The following is a 17,903-nucleotide window of genomic DNA, read 5'->3' as shown; positions in this document are numbered from 1 at the left end:
ACATGGATCCTGAACGACTGATTGGCGAACTGGTCGGCGGCTTCTTCGGTGGCAAGAAGAAGCGCCGCGGCGGTGGCTTCGACCTGTCGTCGCTGGCAGGCGGTGTGCTCGGGGGCGGCAGGCGGTCGAAGGGCGGCCTGGTGAATGCCGGGACACTGCTGACCGTCGGCGGCCTCATCTGGGGCGCGATCGAGACCATGCAGCAGGGCAGCGGCAACCCGCTGGCCCACGGTGGCCAGACGGGGGGCGGCCACGTGCCGCCGATGCCGCCATCGCCGCCCGCGGCTACGCCTCGGGGCGTGATGGACACCCCAGCGATGGCACCGCCGCCGCTCCCGCCGATTCCGGGATCCACACCGCCGCCGATGGCCGTGCCCGACGTGCCCGTGCCGGCGACGCTGCTGCCGCTGGTGCAACTCGCGGTGAGCGCGGCGCGCGCCGATGGCGATCTCTCGGACGAGGAAGTCGCGACGATCCGTGCGCGTGCCACGGCCCTCGGCGCTGGCGGCCTCGTGGATGCCGAGATCGCCGCGCGCCGCCCGCTCGAGTCGATCACGCCGGCGTTCACGACCGACGAGCAGAAGCTGGCCGCCTACGCGCTCGCCTGGGCCGTCGTCCACGGCGAGGGCGAGGTCTCCCCGGGCGAGCGCATGTACCTCACGCAACTCGAGCGCCTGCTGCGCCTCGACCACGCCGACGTCGACCGCATCGAGCGCGAGACGCTCGCCGGTGACGCGCAGTAGGATCAGCAGCAAGAACGATGAACGGCGCGCTCGGAGAGCGCGCCCTACCCAGCCCCTAGCCCCGAGCCCCCATTTCCGCCATGTGGTACTACGCCCAGAACAACCAGCCCGTCGGCCCCATCTCGCTCGATGATCTCGCCAGCCGCATCAGGTCCGGCCAGGTCGCGCCTGACACGCTCGTGTTCACCAACGGCATGACGCAGTGGCAGGCCGCGCGCGACACGGCACAGCTTGCCGTGTTCTTCTCTGCGGCCGCGCCAGCCGTCGCGATGCCAGGCGCGGCGCCGCCGCCGATCGGGCAGCGCGCGTTCGAGCTCACCTACCGGATCGTCGGCGAGGACGTCCAGTTCGTCGAGGTCGAACTCGACCCGGGCGAGGCGGCCGTGGCCGAGGCGGGCGGCCTGATGTACATGACGTCCGGCGTTCAGATGGACACGGTGTTCGGTGACGGCTCGCAGCAGCCGCAGTCGAGCGGCCTGATGGGGGCGCTGATGGGCGCAGGTAAGCGCCTGCTGACTGGTGAGAGCCTGTTCACCACGGTGTTCTCCAACCCGACCGCGTCGCTGCAGAAGGTGGCGTTCGCGGCGCCGTACCCCGGTCGCATCCTGCCGATGGACCTCAAGCAGCTCGGCGGCGAGCTGATCTGCCAGAAGGACAGCTTCCTCGCGGCGGCCAAGGGCATCTCGATCGGCATCGCGTTCCAGAAGAAGATCGGCGTCGGCCTGTTCGGCGGCGAGGGCTTCATCATGCAGCGCCTCACGGGCGACGGCCTCGCCTTCGTACACGCCGGCGGGATGATCGAGTCGTTCGATCTCAAGGCGGGCGAGACGCTGCGCGTGGACACGGGCTGCCTGGTCGCACTGACGCCCTCGGTGCAGTACGACGTGCAGTTCGTCGGCAAGGTGAAGACCGCGTTCTTCGGCGGCGAGGGCCTGTTCTTCGCCGTCGTCACCGGTCCCGGTCGCGTGTGGCTGCAGTCGCTGCCCCTGAGCCGCATGGCCGATCGCATCATGAAGGCCGCGCCGGGCATGGCCCGCGGCGGCAAGGAAGAGGGCTCGGTCCTCGGCGGCCTCGGCAACCTGCTGGACGGCGACAACTGAGGTAGGGCGCGGTCTCCGACCGCGCCGTGTCGACAGCGGCGCGGTGGGACACCGCGCCCTACCTCTGTCCTTCGGTTAGACTAGCCTGCCGCCCGCCGATCCCCGGCGGGCCGCTCGGCACCATCACTGGAAACGGTTCGCTCGCCCCACCTGCATGGCACCTCAGTACATCTACACGATGAAGGGCTTGACCAAGGTCTATCCCCCGGACCTGGTCGTGCTCAAGGACATCTGGCTGTCGTTCCTGCCCGGCGCCAAGATTGGCGTCCTCGGCTACAACGGCGCGGGCAAGTCGACGCTGCTGCGCATCATGGCCGGCGTCGAGACGGAATTCTCGGGCGAGGCCTTCCTCGCGCAGGGCTGCACGGTCGGCTACCTGCCGCAGGAGCCCCAGCTCGATCCGTCCAAGACCGTGCTCGGCAACGTCGAGGAAGGCGTCCAGTCCATCAAGGACCTGCTGGCGCGCTTCGACGAACTGTCGGCCAACTACTCGGACGAGACCGCTGACGAGTTCGCGGCGGTGCAGGACCGCATCGACGCAGTCGACGCCTGGAACCTGGACACCAAGCTCGAACTGGCGATGGACGCGCTGCGCCTGCCGCCGCCCGACGCCGACGTGACGACGCTGTCGGGTGGCGAGCGGCGTCGCGTGGCGCTGTGCCGGCTGCTGCTGCAGTCGCCCGACCTGCTGCTCCTCGACGAGCCGACCAACCACCTCGACGCGGAGTCGGTGGCGTGGCTCGAGACATTCCTCAAGGAGTACAAGGGCACGGTCGTGGCGATCACGCACGACCGCTACTTCCTCGACAACGTGGCGGGCTGGATCCTCGAGCTCGATCGCGGCCAGGGCATTCCCTGGGAAGGCAACTACTCCAGCTGGCTCGACCAGAAGCAGCAGCGCCTGGCGCAGGAAGCCAAGGCCGAGTCGCGCCGCCAGCGCAGCCTGCAGCGCGAGCTCGACTGGATCCGCATGTCGCCGCGCGCGCGCCAGGCCAAGGGCAAGGCCCGCCTCAACGCGTACGAGGACCTGCTGGCGCAGGACACCAAGGAGAAGATCGACTCGGTCGAGATTTTCATCGCCCCGGGGCCGCGTCTCGGCGACATCGTCGTCGAAGCCCGCGACCTGAAGAAGTCGTTCGGCGAGAACCTGTTGTTCGAGAACCTCACGTTCACGCTGCCGCGCGGCGGCATCGTCGGCGTGATCGGCCCCAACGGCGCCGGCAAGACGACGCTGTTCCGGATGATCACGGGCGTCGAGCAGCCCGACGGCGGCACCCTGCGGCTCGGCGAGACCGTGCAGCTCGGGTACGTCGACCAGTCGCGCGACGCGCTCAAGGGCGACAAGTCGGTGTGGGAGGAGATCTCGGGCGGGCACGACGAGGTCACGCTCGGCAAGCGCACCGTCGCCTCGCGCGCCTACGTGTCGTGGTTCAACTTCAAGGGCCGCGACCAGCAGAAGCTGGTGGGGCAGTTGTCGGGCGGTGAGCGCAATCGCGTCCACATGGCCAAGCTGCTGCGCAGCGGCGCCAACCTGCTGCTGCTCGACGAGCCGACCAACGACCTCGACGTCGACACGCTCCGCGCGCTCGAGGAAGCCCTCCTCGACTTCGCCGGCTGTGCCGTCGTCATCAGCCACGATCGGTGGTTCCTCGATCGCATCGCGACGCACATCCTCGCCTTCGAAGGCGACAGCACCGTCGTGTGGTTCGAGGGCAACTACCAGGATTACGAAGCCGATCGGCACCGCCGGCTCGGCACGGCGGCCGACACGCCGCATCGCGTCAAGTACCGCAAGCTGACCAGGTAGGGGCGCGATCTCCGACCGCACACAGGCAGGGCGCGGTGTCCCCACCGCGCCGCTGAAAGACAGACCATGACGACGACTCCGGCCGCCACCCCGGCCGTGTTCACGCCGATCCTCGATCGGATCGCCCAGGAATTGTCCGTCAAGCCGATGCAGGTGACCGCCGCGGTGGCGTTGCTCGACGAGGGCTCCACGGTGCCCTTCATCGCGCGCTACCGCAAGGAGGCCACCGGCGGGCTCGACGACACGCAGCTGCGCACGCTCGAGGAGCGCCTGCGCTACCTGCGCGAGCTCGAGGAGCGGCGTACCGCCATCCTCGCCTCGCTCGTGGAGCAGCAGAAGCTGACGCCCGAGCTCGAGGACGCCATCCGCAGCGCCGACTCGAAGACGCGCCTCGAGGACCTCTACGCGCCGCACCGGCCGAAGAAGCGTTCCAAGGCGCAGATCGCCCGGGAGCAGGGCCTCGAGCCGCTGGCCGACGCGCTGCTGGCCGATCCCACGCTGGTGCCCGAGCAGGCGGCGACGGTGTACGTGAACGAGGCCACCGGCGTGGCCGACGTCGCGGCCGCGCTCGACGGCGCACGGGCGATCCTCATCGAGCGCTTCAGTGAGGCGCCCGAGCTGGTCGGCGGCCTGCGTACCTTCGTGTGGGAGCAGGGCACGCTCAAGTCGGCGGTCGTCGAGGGCCAGGAGGAGAAGGGCGCGAAGTTCCGCGACTACTTCGACGCCAGCGAGCCCGTCGCCAAGTTGCCGTCGCATCGCGTGCTGGCGTTGCTCCGCGGCCGCAAGGAAGGCGCGCTCAAGCTCTCGATCACGCTGCCCGACGACGGCAGCGGGCACGTGCTGAGTGAGCCGGAGCGTCGCATGGCGGCGTTCTCGGGCGTGGAGCACAAGAGCCGTCCGGCGGACGACTTCCTGCGGACCGCGGTCGCGCTGGCCTGGAAGGCCCGCCTGCAGCCCAAGCTCGAGAACGACGTCGAGACGAAGCTGCGCGAGATGGCGGAGGAGGAGGCCATCCGCGTGTTCGGCAGCAACCTGCGCGACCTGCTGCTGGCGGCGCCCGCCGGCACCCGCGTCACGATGGGGCTGGACCCGGGCATCCGCACTGGCGTCAAGGTGGCCGTGGTGGGCAACACGGGCGCGGTGGTCGCCACGACCACCATCTACCCGCACGAGCCGAGGAAGGACTGGGACGGCTCGATCGCGGCGCTCGCGGCGCTCTGCGTGACGCACAAGGTCGACCTCGTCGCGATCGGCAACGGCACCGCGTCGCGCGAGACCGAGAAGCTCGTCGTCGACCTGATGGAGAAGTTCCCGCAGCTCGGGCTGACGCGCATCGTGGTGTCGGAGGCCGGGGCGTCGGTGTACTCGGCGTCCGAGCTCGCGTCGAAGGAGCTGCCCGACCTCGACGTGACGCTGCGCGGCGCGGTGTCCATCGCTCGTCGACTGCAGGACCCGCTCGCGGAGCTGGTGAAGATCGAGCCGCGGTCGATCGGCGTGGGGCAGTACCAGCACGACGTCAGCCAGTCGGCGCTCGCGCGGCAGCTCGATGGCGTCGTCGAGGACTGCGTGAACGCCGTCGGCGCCGACGTCAACACGGCGTCACCGGCGCTGCTCTCGCGCATCTCCGGCCTCAACTCGCGCCTGGCCGCCCAGATCGTCGACTACCGCACGCAGCACGGGCCGTTCTCGCGCCGCAGCGAGCTGCTGTCGGTGCCGCGGCTCGGCGACAAGACCTTCGAGCAGGCGGCCGGCTTCCTGCGCATCCTCAACGGGCCCGATCCGCTCGACGCGTCGGCCGTACACCCCGAGGCCTACGAGGTGGTGCAGCGGATCGCGCAGGTGACCGGCCGTGACCTGCCGACGCTCATCGGCGACAGCACGTTCCTCCGCACGCTCGATCCGGCGCAGTTCGCGACCGACCGTTTCGGCACGCCGACCGTGCGCGACATCCTCGCCGAGCTCGAGAAGCCGGGCCGCGACCCGCGCCCCGAGTTCAGGCAGGCGAAGTTCAAGGAGTCGGTCCACCAGCTCTCCGACCTCGAGCCGGGGATGGTGCTCGAGGGCGTGGTGACCAACGTCGCCAACTTCGGGGCCTTCGTCGACATCGGCGTGCACCAGGACGGCCTCGTCCACGTGTCGCAACTCGCCGACCGCTTCGTGAAGGACCCGCGCGATGTCGTGAAGGCCGGCCAGATCGTCAGCGTGACGGTGCTGGAGGTGGACATCCCGCGCAAGCGGATCGCGCTCACCATGCGCAAGGCCGAGCGCCCGTCGCCGCGGCCCGCCCAGGCGCGCGACGCCAAGGCGGCCGGCCAGCCGGCCAACCGCGGTCCGCGTCCCGGCGGCGGGCGGCCGCAGCCACAGGAGCGGCAGGACCGGCAGGACCGGCGGCCACAGGCGCCCGCGCCTTCGTCGACCGGCGCCACGGCGATGTCGGCCGCGTTCCAGAAGCTGCTCGGCAAGTGATCACGTGTGATGTCGCGATGCCGCGCGTGCCGAGGACGTCGATGGAGGCACTGCGCCCCGACATTCCGGCATCGCTGCATCGCCGCATTCTCTTCAAATGGCGCTGATTGAACTCGACGATGTGACGGTGGCGTTCGGCCATCGCCCCCTGCTCGACCGCGCAACGCTGCGGCTCGAGCCGGGGGAACGCGTGTGCCTCATCGGGCGCAACGGTGCGGGCAAGTCCACGCTCCTGCGGGTGGTGGCCGGGGACATTCCCGCCGACACCGGCCGGGTGTGGCGACAGCCCGGGCTGCGCGTCGCGCGGCTCGAGCAGGACGTGCCGCCGGGCGGCGATCGCAGCGTGTTCGCCGTCGTGGCCGAGGGCCTCGGTGCCCTCGGCGACATCGCCACCGAGTACCACCAGGTGGCGCACGCCGTGGCCGAGCACGGCACGCCCGAACTCATGACCCGCCTCGGGCAGTTGCAGGATGCGCTCGAGCGACAGGATGGCTGGCGCCTGGAGCAGCGCGTCGAGGACGTCATCGTCCGGCTCGACCTGCCGGCCGACGCGCCCGTGAACACCCTCTCGGGCGGCCAGCGCCGACGCGTGCTGCTGGCGCAGGCGCTCGTGCGACAGCCCGACGTGCTGCTGCTCGACGAGCCGACCAACCATCTCGACATCGACTCCATCGAGTGGCTCGAGGCCTTCCTCCGCGAATACACGGGTGCGCTGCTGTTCGTGACGCACGACCGCGCCTTGCTCCGGTCGCTCGCCACGCGCATCGTCGAGCTCGATCGCGGCGGGCTGCGCAGCTATCCGGGCGATTACGACGGCTACCTCTCGACGCGCGAGGCCGAGCAGGAGGCCGAGGCGCAGTCCGACGCGAAGTTCGACAAGCTGCTCGCGCGCGAGGAAGCCTGGATCCGGCAGGGCATCAAGGCACGGCGTACGCGCGACGAGGGCCGTGTGCGTGCGCTCGAGGCCATGCGGCGCGAGCGGGCGCAGCGGCGCGAGAAGGCCGGCACCGTGCAACTGGCCATCGACGACAGCGAGCGGTCGGGTACCGTGGTGCTCGAGGCGCGTCACCTGGCGCATCGCTTCGGCGACCGCGTGATCGTGCGGGACTTCAGCGGCCGTATCATGCGCGGCGATCGCGTGGGCATCCTCGGGCCGAACGGGTCGGGCAAGACGACGCTGCTGCGGCTGCTGCTGGGTACGCTACCGGTGCAGGACGGCGAGGTCATCCGCGGCACCAACCTCGAGATCGCGTACTTCGATCAGGAGCGCGAGCAGCTCGATCCGGATGCGAGCGTGATGGACACGGTGGCCGATGGCCGGCAGATGGTCGACGTGCCCGGCGGCGGCACGCGGCATGTCGCCGGCTACCTCAAGGAGTTCCTGTTCACGCCCGAGCGGTTCCAGTCTCCCGTGCGTGCCCTCTCGGGTGGCGAGCGCAACCGCCTGCTCCTGGCGCGGTTGCTGGTGCGGCCCGCCAACGTGCTGGTGCTCGACGAGCCGACCAACGACCTCGACCTCGAGACGCTCGACGTGCTCGAGGACCTGCTGCTCGGGTTCGCGGGCACGCTCCTGGTGGTCAGCCACGACCGCGCGTTCCTCGACCGCGTGGTCACCAGCACCATCGCCTTCGAAGGCGACGGCGTGGTGCGGGAGTACGTGGGCGGGTACAGCGACTGGGTGCGCCAGAAGGCGGCGCAGGCGGCGCTCGCGGAGGCTCCGCCCGCGCCTGTGCGCGACGCCCGCCCCGCAGGCCGCGCGGAGGCGGCGGCCGCCCGCCCCGCCAAGCTGTCCTTCAAGGAGAAGCGGGAACTCGAGCAACTGCCGGCCACCATCGAGACGCTCGAGGCCCGGAAGCAGGAACTCGAGGCCGCCATCAACGCGCCCGACTTCCACATGCGGGGCGCCATCGGGATGGCCGAAGTCGCCGGGGCCCTCGAGGCCACCGAGGCCGAACTCGAGACCGTGATGGCCCGATGGCTGGATCTCGAGGCTCGCGCCGAGGTGGCGCGGTAAAATCACCGGCTCACGGCGTGCGGACTGCAGGCTACAGGCTGCAGGCCACCCGCAGCCGTCGCCAACTCAGGTAGCCTGTAGCCCGAAGCCCGTAGCCGTACGAGCCATTGACCATGTCCGACGTCGAACAGATCACCCGCGCCTCGCAACTCTGGAAGCTCATGACCGAAGGCCAGCGCAAGGGCGCCGCCGAGGCGTTCTGGAGCGAGGGGGAAGCCGGGGCCGAGCACGCCGAAGTCCTGGGGCTGTTGTCGCGCCGCCTCAACTTCCGCGTCAAGTCGGTGCTCGCGCTGCCGCTCGAGAAGAAGGTGAAGTACACCGCCGGCCTGGCCGCCGTGTCCGACGGCGTGGCGGGACGCCTGCTCGTGACCTTCCACTTGAGCAAGCAGCGGCCGATGATGGCCGTGTTCCTCGACGCGCTCGGCATCGCCCACGAGAACGGGCTGATCTCTGACGAGTCCCAGCCCACCGTCGACGCCGAGAAACTGCCCGCCGCCGTCACGGCCATCAAGGAACAGTTCCCGGCCGAGGACGTGAACCTCTACCTGCACACCCTGCGCCTGCAGGACCACGCCACGTGGGGTGGGGTGGAGGCGTTTCTTTCATGACTCATGACTCATGACTCATGCAAGGCTTCGCGTCGCGCGGGCCTTCGCATGAGGCATGAAGCATGGCTCATGAGGCATGAACCTCTTCGAGCGCCTGCGCCTCGTCAGAGGCCGTGAGGTGCTGGGTCATGGCCTCGCGGGCGGCCACCGGGTCGCGGTGGCGGATCGCCATGTAGATGCGCCGGTGCATCTCCGCGTTGTCGCGGAAGTTCCGCGCCCGCTCCACCGTCTCGCGGCGACGCTCGTAGAACACCTGCGACAGCATCTCCACCAGCGACGTCAGGATCGGGTTGCCGCATGCGGCGGCCACGGCCTGGTGGAACCGGATGTCGTGCCGCAGGAACGCCTGCGCGTCGTCGAGCGACGCGAACATGCTGGTCACTTCCTCGGCCATCGCCGCCACCTGCTCGCCGGTCGCGCGGGTGGCCGCCAGGCCAGCCACGCTCACCTCGATCAGGCGGCGCGCCTCGAACATCTCGTCGCGCGTGAAGCCGTGCAGCGCCGCCAGGAAGTGCAGCGAGTCGCTCTCGAGCATCGGCGGGCCGTCGGCGATGTAGGTGCCCGAGCCGTGCCGCGACTGGATGATGCCCATCGTGGCCAGCGCGCGCAGGCCGACGCGCACCGACGACCGGCTCACGCCCGTCTGCAGGGCGAGGCTGCGCTCGGGAGGCAGGCGGTCGCCGGGCCGGAGCGCGCCGCGCTCGAGCAACTCCCGGACGTGTTCGACGATGGTTTCGGCCGCGCTGGTGTGCGAGCGGCGTGGGGCGGTGGGCAGGGGGCGAGTGCGCGCAAGGGCGTCCCCGGGGTCCACCGCATGGTGGCCGCCGGGCGTGCCCGGGACTTGTTGCATGCACGCTCTTGTATCACAAGTGTTACGGAAGCATGTGGGGTACCGGGTACGGGGTACCAAACACCGGCATCCGGCTCGGGCCGCTCCAGCCCGAAGCGCTCCAAGCCCGGCACCCTGAACCCGGCACCCGGTACCCGGTACCCGGTACCCGGTCGCGTCACGCGTCAGCCGTGCGCGTCGATGGCCCGGCGGACGGCGTCGTAGTCGTTGGGGAGTTCGACGGGGCTGTTGGACAGCCGGGCGTCGATGCCGGCGAGTTTCCGCGTGTGGTACTGCAGCTTGAAGTCGCTGAACTTCAGGCCGTTGGCCGTCGACACCACGACCACGCGCTGGTCCCGGGTCACCTCGCCGCGCGCCGCCAGTTTCTCCAGCACGGCCAGCGCCACGCCCGTGTGCGGGCAGTTGAACATGCCGGTCCGGTCGGCGCGGGCCGACGCATCGGCCAGTTCTGCCTCGTTGGCCTGTTCCACGATTCCGTCGTAGGCCTGCAGCGTGCGGATCGCCTTCCGGATCGACACCGGGTTGCCGATCTGGATGGCCGAGGCCAGCGTGCTCTGGGCCTGCACCGGCTCGAAGTTCCAGCCGTTCTTGTACGCCAGGTAGAGGGGGTTGGCCCGCTCGGCCTGCGCCACGACGATGCGCGGGCGCTTGGCGACCACCCCGAGCGCCTGCATCATGTCGAACCCGGCGCCCAGGGCGCTCACGTTCCCCAGGTTGCCCCCGGGGATGATGATCACGTCGGGCACCTGCCAGTCCCACTGCTGCACGATCTCGATCGAGACGGTCTTCTGCCCCTCGAGGCGCAGGCTGTTCATCGAGTTGGCGAGGTACACGCCCTCCTCGGCGGCCAGGCGCTGCACGATGGCCATGCAGCCGTCGAAGTCCGTGTCGAGCGACAGCACCAGCGCGCCGTTGGCGATGGGCTGCAGCAACTGCGCGACCGACACCTTGCCCTTCGGCAGCAGGACGATGGCGGGGATGCCCGCCGCCGCGGCGTAGGCGGCCAGGGCGGCCGAGGTGTCACCGGTCGACGCGCAGGCGATGGCCCGCACGTGCTGGCCGTCCGTGATCATCTGCCGGACCGCCGACACCAGCACCGTCATCCCGAGGTCCTTGAACGACCCCGTGTGCGAGTTGCCGCACTGCTTGATCCAGAGGTCGGGCACGCCCAGGCTCGTGCCGTAGCGTTCGGCCCAGAGCAGGTTGGTGCCGCCCTCGTCCATCGACACGATCTGGTCGTCGCGGATGTCGGGGCACACCCACTCCTTCTTGCCCCATACAGCTGAGCCGTAGGGCCACAGCGTCCGCTTGTACCGGTCATCGAACAGCCGCATCCACGCCCCGGCCGACCGGTCCTTGAGGGCCGCCATGTCATGGGTCACCTCAAGGAGGTCGCCGCACGTGGGGCAGCGGTACAGGGGGGTGAAGAGCGGGTGGGTGCCGTGGCACCCCGCGATGCATCGGAATGAAGCGCGGTACATATCAGCCGATTACAAATTCGTGGTCGCCGTTGCACGCTTGCGTGCGGAGGCGGCGCAGTGGAGCCGACCCGTGACCGCGCCGATACCAGAACCGCCCATGACACTGAGGCTTTGCACTGATCGGCATGCGCGGGTGGGCTGGTGTGGGCGTTGCAAGACCACAGGGGCAATGCGTGTGATCGCAGCGGCTTTCAACACCCGGAAAGGACGCGCGCGGTGAAAGTAGCACACTCCCCGGAACCGGCGGAAGAACGGGTCATCTTTCGCGACGGGCTTGGTGTGCGCGAGCGCCGGGACCTGCCCGGCGGCGAGGTCGTCGAGTGGTTCCACCTCGTCGCGGACTTCTCGGCCGCCGAGGCGCTGCTGCGCGAGCGCGTGGCGCGGCTCACCAAGTTCCAGCACGTCAAGTTCTCCCGCATCCTCGGCCTGGAACCCTCGGGCAAGGGCCGCGGGCCGGTCCTCGTGTCGAGCCACCTCGAGGGCACCCGACTGGCCGAAGTGCTCGAGATGGCCGGCCACGGCCTGGTCACCTTCGACGCCGGCGCCGGCCTGCACGTGACCCGCGAGGTGCTCGGCGGCCTGGCCATCCTGCACGACTCGCGCACGGTGTCGCATGGCACCCTGGCGCCCGAACGGCTCGTGCTCACGCCGAACGGCCGCGTCGTCATGGTCGAGCACGTGCTCGGCCCGGCCATCGACCGGTTGCAGCGCCCGCGCCACCAGCTCTGGCGTGAGTGGCGCATCCCCACGCCTCCCGCCACCGGCCAGGTCAGGCTCGACATCCAGGCCGACCTCGCGCAGGCCGGGTTGTTGGCCATCGCGGCCCTCCTGGGACGGCCGATCGACGAGGAGGAGTATCCGCACCGGCTGCGCGGCCTGCTGCCCCTCATCCAGGACCGCCTGTCGCGTTCACCGGCGGCGGGCATCGCCGGTGCTGTCGTTGCCTGGCTCGAGCGCCTCGCACCGCTCGACAACCGGAAGGCCTTCGCCTCGGTGCGTGAGGCCCAGCAGGCGTACGAACGGCTCGTGGCCGGCGGCGCCACCGCGATGGGCGTCACCTCGGCGCGCGTCAAGGGCGTGATTGCCGCCGTCGCGGCCCTCGCGCCTGCGCCTGCGCCGGCCCCGACCTCGGCGCCAGCGCCCGCGTCGGCCAGCCCGGCCACCGCGCCAGCCGTCCCCATCGCCGTCACGTCGCCGGCTGTCGCCGCCCCGCAGGCTGACGCCGCAGGCGGCGACGATGGGATCGATATCGAAGCCCTGCTCCGCCTGGAGGCCGAACTCGAGGGCGGCAGTGCGCCCCTGCCCGATCCGGTGACCCGCGCCATGCGGGCAGCTCCGGCCCCCGAGTTCGCCGCGCCATCCCTCGAGACGCTCGAGGCTGAGCGGCGTGCGCTGCAGGAACAGTTCTCGACGCTCGTCGAGGCCGTGGCGCCGGTGGCCGATCCCGGACCGGTGCACCTGATTCCGGAGACGCCGCCCACGTCGGAACCCCTCGTCGATGAGCGCGTGCGGTGGTCGTCCATGCCCGGCGGCGATCTGGCCGACGTGCCCGCGGCGCTCGACTTCGTGGTCGACACCCCGCCTCCAGTCGAGGTGGACGAGCCTGCGCTCGTGTCTCCGCCCGCATCGGTCGTGCTTGCGGACGCAACGACGCAGGTGGCCGTCGAGGAGCCGGTGCCTGCCGAGCCGGACTACGTGGCGGAACCCGCGGCGCAACCTGCGGCCGACGCGTTCGCGGTGGCCAGCCCGGTCGAGCACCGGTTCGAACCGATCGAAGACATCGTCGTGAGCCAGGACGTCGTCGGCGTGGCCGACGACGTGGACATCGCTGTTGCCGTCGAGCCGACGTTCGCGGTGGAACCCATCGTCGTCCTTGCACCGGAGGCCCCCGCGCCAGCGGCAGCCATCGATCACGTGCCTGCCGACTGGTGGAAGGAGGCGCTGCCGTGGCGCGACGAGACCCCCGTCGCGCCGGAGGCCGATGACCGTTCGAGCGCCCGCGAGGAGCTCGTCGAGGAGGTCGTCGAGCAGGCCACGCCCGTCGCGGACGACGCGATCCCGGTCAGTGACGACGAGGCGCACGCCGCGCCCGCAGGGGACGACCAGGCGGTCGGCGCAGACTTCGGGTACCTGTCGCTCGAGGCGATCGAGGCGCGCGCGACGCGCATCGGTGCGGGTGAGGACGCAGCCGTCGTCGTCGACCACGCGCAGGACCGCGATGAGGCGCCGTCCATCGTCGAGGACGCGAGCACGCCCTTCGCCTTCGTGGGCGATGAGCCGGCAACGCTCGAGTTCGCGCCCGAGGTCCTGCTGGACGCGGTCGCGCCCCCTGTGGAGGTCGAGGCGCCCGGACCGGCAGACGTCGATGCGTCCGTGACCGACGACACACTCCGCGACGCGAGTGAGGCGTGGGTGGCGACGACGGTCGAACCGGAGGTCCTCGTCACGATTGCCGGCGACGCGGCTCCGGCCGCCGAAGCGATCGAGATCCCGACGTTCGACGAGACACCGTCGGTCGTCCTCGACAGTGCCGATGCGTTCGTGATAGCTGACGCGTTCGTGCCGGACGGCGATCGTGCAGAGGCGATGGTGGCCGAGACCGCCGCCGACACCGAGCCGGACCCCTACGCCCGCCGCTCGTCCGGCAGCGTGTTCGGCGACTTGCGCCCGATCATGTTGCAGGAGCTCGAGCCGGCGCCAGACGAGGCCGACGAGGCGTCGTCGCCCCTGGCCGAGGCAGCGCCGCTGCAGGCCGTTTCTGCGCTGTTCATGGATGCCGAGAGCGGCCCGCAGGACAGCGACTGGCGTGATGCGCTGTTGACCGCCCGGCCTGCGGACGCTGCCGAGGCGAGTCCGGAGCCGGACGAGGCCGTCGCGCCGGTCGAGCCGCTTGGCGCCGTCGAGGCCGATCCGGACGAGGGTGCGCCGGTCGTCGTCGCCGAGCGAGTCCTCGGTGTCGTCGCGGACGACCTGCCGACGAGCGTGCTGTCGGGTGCGAACCTCGAGCCGGGAATGGTCGCGCTCGAGGCGTCGCTGACCGACGCGCCGCCGACCGACGTGTTGGCCGTCGAGGCGCCGCCCGCCGATCTCGAGGTGGTGCCGGAGGTCGTGGTCGTCGACGAGGGTGTGGACCATCACGCCTGGGACCAGCTCGCCTCGGAGGCGCCGGAGACCGAGTCGACACCGCTGCCCTCCGTGGAGGCGAGTGCCGACCTCGACGACCGCGAGGATCACGACGTCGACGCGTCGTCGGGGAGCGACGAACAGTCAGGCGCGACTGCGTCGCGCAAGAAGCGTCGTCGTTCGCGCAAGAAGAAGGGAACACCGGTCCTCCCGCCGGCCCCTGTCGTGATCGCACCACCCGACGACCCGGTCGTGACCGCGCCCGTGGTCGCTCCGGAACCGCCGCCGGTCGCCGTGCCTGTCGCTGCGCCAGCGCCGATGGTGATGGCGCCGATCCCGCCGCCTGATGAACGAGATGCGGTCGAGGAGAAGGCGCAGTTGCACGCCGTGGTGGCGGCGCGACCGACGTCGTTGCTCGAACGCGAAGTCCCGACCTGGACCCCGCCCGCCGACATGGGGGTCATGCGTCCGCGCATCGCGCAGCCGACCGCCAGCGAGATGGCCGCCCCTCCGCCGCCGGCCAGCCCTCCGCTCACGGACCTGCCCGAGGTGGCGGCTCGCAGTGGCAGCGACGACTGGGGCACCGGCTCCTATCCGGCGACTGCGTCCGCGTCGGGCGAGGTGGTCATTCCCGAGAGGCCTGCGCCCCCGGCGCCGCCCGCGCCTGTCTTCGTGCCCGCGCCTCCGGTGGCGGCAGCGCCGCCGGCGCCCGTGGCCCCGATGCCCGCACCTGTGGTCGGCGCCGAGAGCCTGCGACCCTTCGAACAGGAGATTCGCGCCGTCGGCATGCCGGATGTCACCGACCTCATGGCGCACGGCTCGCGCGTCGCGGTCACCACGGCCGCCGACGCCCTCGGTCCGCTGCCCTCGGGACGTCCCGCGGCGCAGGAACCGAGAGTGCTGCCGATGCCGGAGGCCACGCCTCGCGGCATCAACTGGCGCCGCCTGTTCGCCGCGGCGGCCCTCATCGCCCTGTTCAATGGCGCGGCGTTCGCGGCGTGGTGGTGGGTGCAACCGGGCGCGCACGGCACGCTCGTCGTCGAGACCGGGCGCTCCGGCGTCGAAGTGCTCGTCGACGGCACGGTCATGGGCCGCACGCCCTTCCGGGGCGAGGTGAAGCCGGGCCGCCATACGCTTCGGTTGCGCCAGGGCAGGCTCGTGCGCGACATGCCTGTCGAGATCAGCGACGGCGTGGTCACGACGCAGGCCGTCGAATGGCTGTCGGCAGGCACGGGACGGGGCGCGCTCCAGGTGTCGTCCAGCCCGTCGGACGCCGAGCTCTTCGTGAACGGCAAGGCTCGCGGCAAGACGCCGACATTGCTCGAGGATCTGCCCGAGGGCGATCTGCAGTTCGTGGTCCGCAGCGAGGCCGGGACGGTCACGGCGTCGGCCACGGTGGTGGCGGGCGAGACGACGCCGATCGAAGTGAAGGTGTTCGCGGGGTGGGTGCTCGTCGACTCGGAGTACGAAGTCGACCTGTTCCTCGGCAGCAAGAAGATCGGCGCGAGCATGGACGGCCAGATCCTGCTGCCACCCGGTCCGTACCGGCTCCGCGCCGAGAACCGCGGTCTCGGCATCGACCAGCCGCTCTCGTTCACCGTCGAGCCCGGTGCGGTCACGCGACTGTCGCTCAAGGTGTCGTCGGCCTACTACGACGCGCCCGAGGGGACGGAAGTGATCGTCGATGGCGCCTCGGCCGGAGTGGGGCCCGGGCGCATCGCCATCACGCCGGGGACGCACGAGGTGCTGATCCGCGCGGCCGACGGCGGCGAGAGGCACTTCTCCGGTGTCGTGAAGGCCAGTCGCGCGTTCGAGCCGTAAGCCCACGCTGACTCGCCATCATTGGCGGGGGCCCTCTGCAACGAAGCCCGCCCCGGCATGGCCGAGGCGGGCTTTTTGCGTGTGAGGTGTCCGGGGCGCGACGACAGGAGTCCGCCTGCGCGCCGTACGCGCTGTCAGCGCGTGGTCTTGCGGGCGGCCTTCTTGGCGGGAGCGGCCGCCTTCTTGCGAGGGGCAGCGGCCTTCTTCGCCGCGGGCTTCTTCGCGGCCTTGCGCGCCCGGGCCGGCGTGGCCTCGACGGCCTCGGTCTCGGGCGCAGTCCCGGTCTCGGCCTCGATCACGGGCGCGGGGGCCGGCGACACGGCGATCGCGTCGGCCTGGTCCGGGAAGAGATCGCCATCGTGTGTGGGCGCCTCCACCTCGCCGGTCGTGTCGACGACCGGCTCGCGGTCACCGAAGCGCTGGCGCCCGCGGCCACCGCGGCTGCGGCGTCCCGGCCTCGGGGCCGGCGGCGGGTCGTGCGGGCTGGCCACGTTGCCATTGACGTCGCCCGGTTCGTGGAGGTCGTCACCCTCGGTGACCACTCGCGCGCCGCCGTCGAAGATCGGCAGTTCGGGCTCGCCAGCGCCCGCGGCGGGCTGCGTGGCGCCGGGCTGATCGGCCAGCAGCGTCCCGGGGTAGATGCGAATCACGCCCTGGCGGTCGCGGTCGAGCCGGAACAGGCCCTCGCGCTGGGCGTAGCGGAGCGCGTCCACGATGCCGTTGTAGCCGTACCGGCGCTCGTCGAAGCCCTCGTTGTTGGCGCGGATGACCTGCTTCACCTGGCGCACGTACAGCGGCCAGCGCGAGACGATGCCGGGGCGCAGGAAGATGTCGCGGATGACGGCGTAGCCCTCGGCGAGCTCGGCCGGCGCCGCGGGCGCGGCCTCACCGGCCTGGTCGGGCGCGGCCGCCACGGCGGGCTCGGACTGGCCGTCGAGCGGGGCCTCAGGCGTCGGTTCGGCCTGTACCGCGGGGGCGGCCTCGCGCGCTGCCTCGCGCGTGGATTCGCGACGAGGCTCCGAGCGCCGCTGCACGGCCACCGGCGGGGCGCTCGGCACGACGTCGGGCACCTCGACGCCTTCCTTCATCTCGACGAGCAGGCTGCGCTCGTCGCCGCGCAGGGTCACCTGCCCGGCGCGCTCGAGCTTCTGCACGTAGTCGCGGAAGGTGCTCACGCCGTACTCGCGTTCCGAGAACGTCGAGTCGAGCTGGAGCAGCGTGCTCTTGAGGACGCCGAGCTGCGGCGTGACCTCGCGATCGGCGAGCACCTTGAGGGCGCGCTTGACCAGGGGCATCGAGTCCTTGATGTCCTTGCTCGCGCCGCCGCGGCTGCTGCTGCCGCGCCGCCCGATCAGGTTCTCGTAGGCGATGAACTCCGTGCAGTTCTTCTGCAGGATCACGCTGGTGAACGCCCGGCCGCCGATCACGAAGACCTGGCGGTCGTACAGCTTGAGCTTCTCGACCAGCGCCATGAAGTCGCTGTCGCCGCCGACGATCACGAAGGCGTTGATGTGACTGTGGGTGAAGGCCATCTCCAGCGCGTCGAGCGCGAGGTTGATGTCCGCGCCGTTCTTGTCGCCGCCGGGCGTCAGGTTGCGCTGGACCATCTGGATGGCGTGTTGGGTGAGCGAGCGGCTGTAGTCACCGGCACGGGTCCAGTCCCCGTACGCGATCTTGGTGACCACCTCGCCGCGTTCCTTCATGGCCTCGAGCACGGCGCCGACGTCGAAGTGGCCACCCAGGGTGGTCTTGACGCCGATCTCGATGTTGTCGAAGTCGATGAAGAGGGCAATCTTGAGGCGGGTTTCCGACAAACTGCTGGTCCTTTCCAGGCGAAAGTGTCGCCCCGGGCCGCCGGGAATGTGGTGCAGGCGGCCCTGAGACGTCCCG

The 17,903-nt window shown here is 70.8% G+C and carries 10 protein-coding genes; 7 read left to right on the top strand and 3 right to left on the bottom strand.

Annotation, left to right across the window (positions count from 1 at the left end; all coding sequences use genetic code 11):
• Nucleotides 1-2: 2 nt before the first annotated feature.
• The 6 genes from ACIRDX_RS06600 (at nt 3) to ACIRDX_RS06575 (ending at nt 8,738) form a co-directional block, all read left to right on the top strand.
• The gene (locus ACIRDX_RS06600) at nt 3-743 is read left to right on the top strand and encodes a DUF533 domain-containing protein (RefSeq protein WP_396624608.1); all 741 of its coding nucleotides are present in this window, start codon (nt 3-5) and stop codon (nt 741-743) included.
• An 80-nt stretch (nt 744-823) separates the two neighbouring features.
• On the top strand, nt 824-1,843 hold the full coding sequence (locus ACIRDX_RS06595) for a TIGR00266 family protein (RefSeq protein WP_396624607.1): 1,020 nt from the start codon (nt 824-826) through the stop codon (nt 1,841-1,843).
• Between the two features lie 154 nt (nt 1,844-1,997).
• On the top strand, nt 1,998-3,650 hold the full coding sequence (gene ettA, locus ACIRDX_RS06590; RefSeq protein ID WP_396624606.1) for an energy-dependent translational throttle protein EttA: 1,653 nt from the start codon (nt 1,998-2,000) through the stop codon (nt 3,648-3,650).
• A gap of 66 nt (nt 3,651-3,716) precedes the next feature.
• Nucleotides 3,717-6,116, top strand: coding sequence for a Tex family protein (locus ACIRDX_RS06585; protein WP_396624605.1), 2,400 nt, complete (start codon nt 3,717-3,719; stop codon nt 6,114-6,116).
• 97 nt (nt 6,117-6,213) lie between these two features.
• Nucleotides 6,214-8,130 carry an ATP-binding cassette domain-containing protein gene (locus tag ACIRDX_RS06580; protein WP_396624604.1) on the top strand — a complete coding sequence of 639 codons (1,917 nt, stop codon included), beginning with the start codon at nt 6,214-6,216 and terminating at the stop codon, nt 8,128-8,130.
• 113 nt (nt 8,131-8,243) lie between these two features.
• On the top strand, nt 8,244-8,738 hold the full coding sequence (locus tag ACIRDX_RS06575; protein WP_396624603.1) for a hypothetical protein: 495 nt from the start codon (nt 8,244-8,246) through the stop codon (nt 8,736-8,738).
• Between the two features lie 67 nt (nt 8,739-8,805).
• On the opposite strand, the gene ACIRDX_RS06570 is transcribed toward ACIRDX_RS06575, so the two are convergent.
• Nucleotides 8,806-9,588 carry a FadR/GntR family transcriptional regulator gene (locus tag ACIRDX_RS06570; protein ID WP_396624602.1) on the bottom strand — a complete coding sequence of 261 codons (783 nt, stop codon included), beginning with the start codon at nt 9,586-9,588 and terminating at the stop codon, nt 8,806-8,808.
• A gap of 164 nt (nt 9,589-9,752) precedes the next feature.
• Nucleotides 9,753-11,069 (bottom strand): threonine synthase, encoded by a 1,317-nt coding sequence (thrC, locus tag ACIRDX_RS06565; protein WP_396624601.1) that lies wholly within the window; start codon nt 11,067-11,069, stop codon nt 9,753-9,755.
• Nucleotides 11,070-11,348: 279 nt separating this feature from the next.
• On the opposite strand from thrC, the gene ACIRDX_RS06560 reads away from it, so the two are divergent.
• A complete protein-coding gene (locus tag ACIRDX_RS06560; RefSeq protein ID WP_396624600.1) occupies nt 11,349-16,013 on the top strand; it encodes a PEGA domain-containing protein in 4,665 nt (1,554 codons plus the stop codon).
• Nucleotides 16,014-16,147: 134 nt separating this feature from the next.
• On the opposite strand, the gene ACIRDX_RS06555 is transcribed toward ACIRDX_RS06560, so the two are convergent.
• On the bottom strand, nt 16,148-17,827 hold the full coding sequence (locus tag ACIRDX_RS06555) for an NYN domain-containing protein (protein ID WP_396624599.1): 1,680 nt from the start codon (nt 17,825-17,827) through the stop codon (nt 16,148-16,150).
• Nucleotides 17,828-17,903: the final 76 nt, after the last annotated feature.

Origin of the sequence: Luteitalea sp. (genome assembly GCF_044337415.1) — a bacterium.
Lineage (GTDB): Bacteria > Acidobacteriota > Vicinamibacteria > Vicinamibacterales > Vicinamibacteraceae > Luteitalea.
The sequence above is the reverse complement of the archived record's forward strand: the minus strand, read 5'-3'. Positions and strand labels throughout refer to the sequence as shown.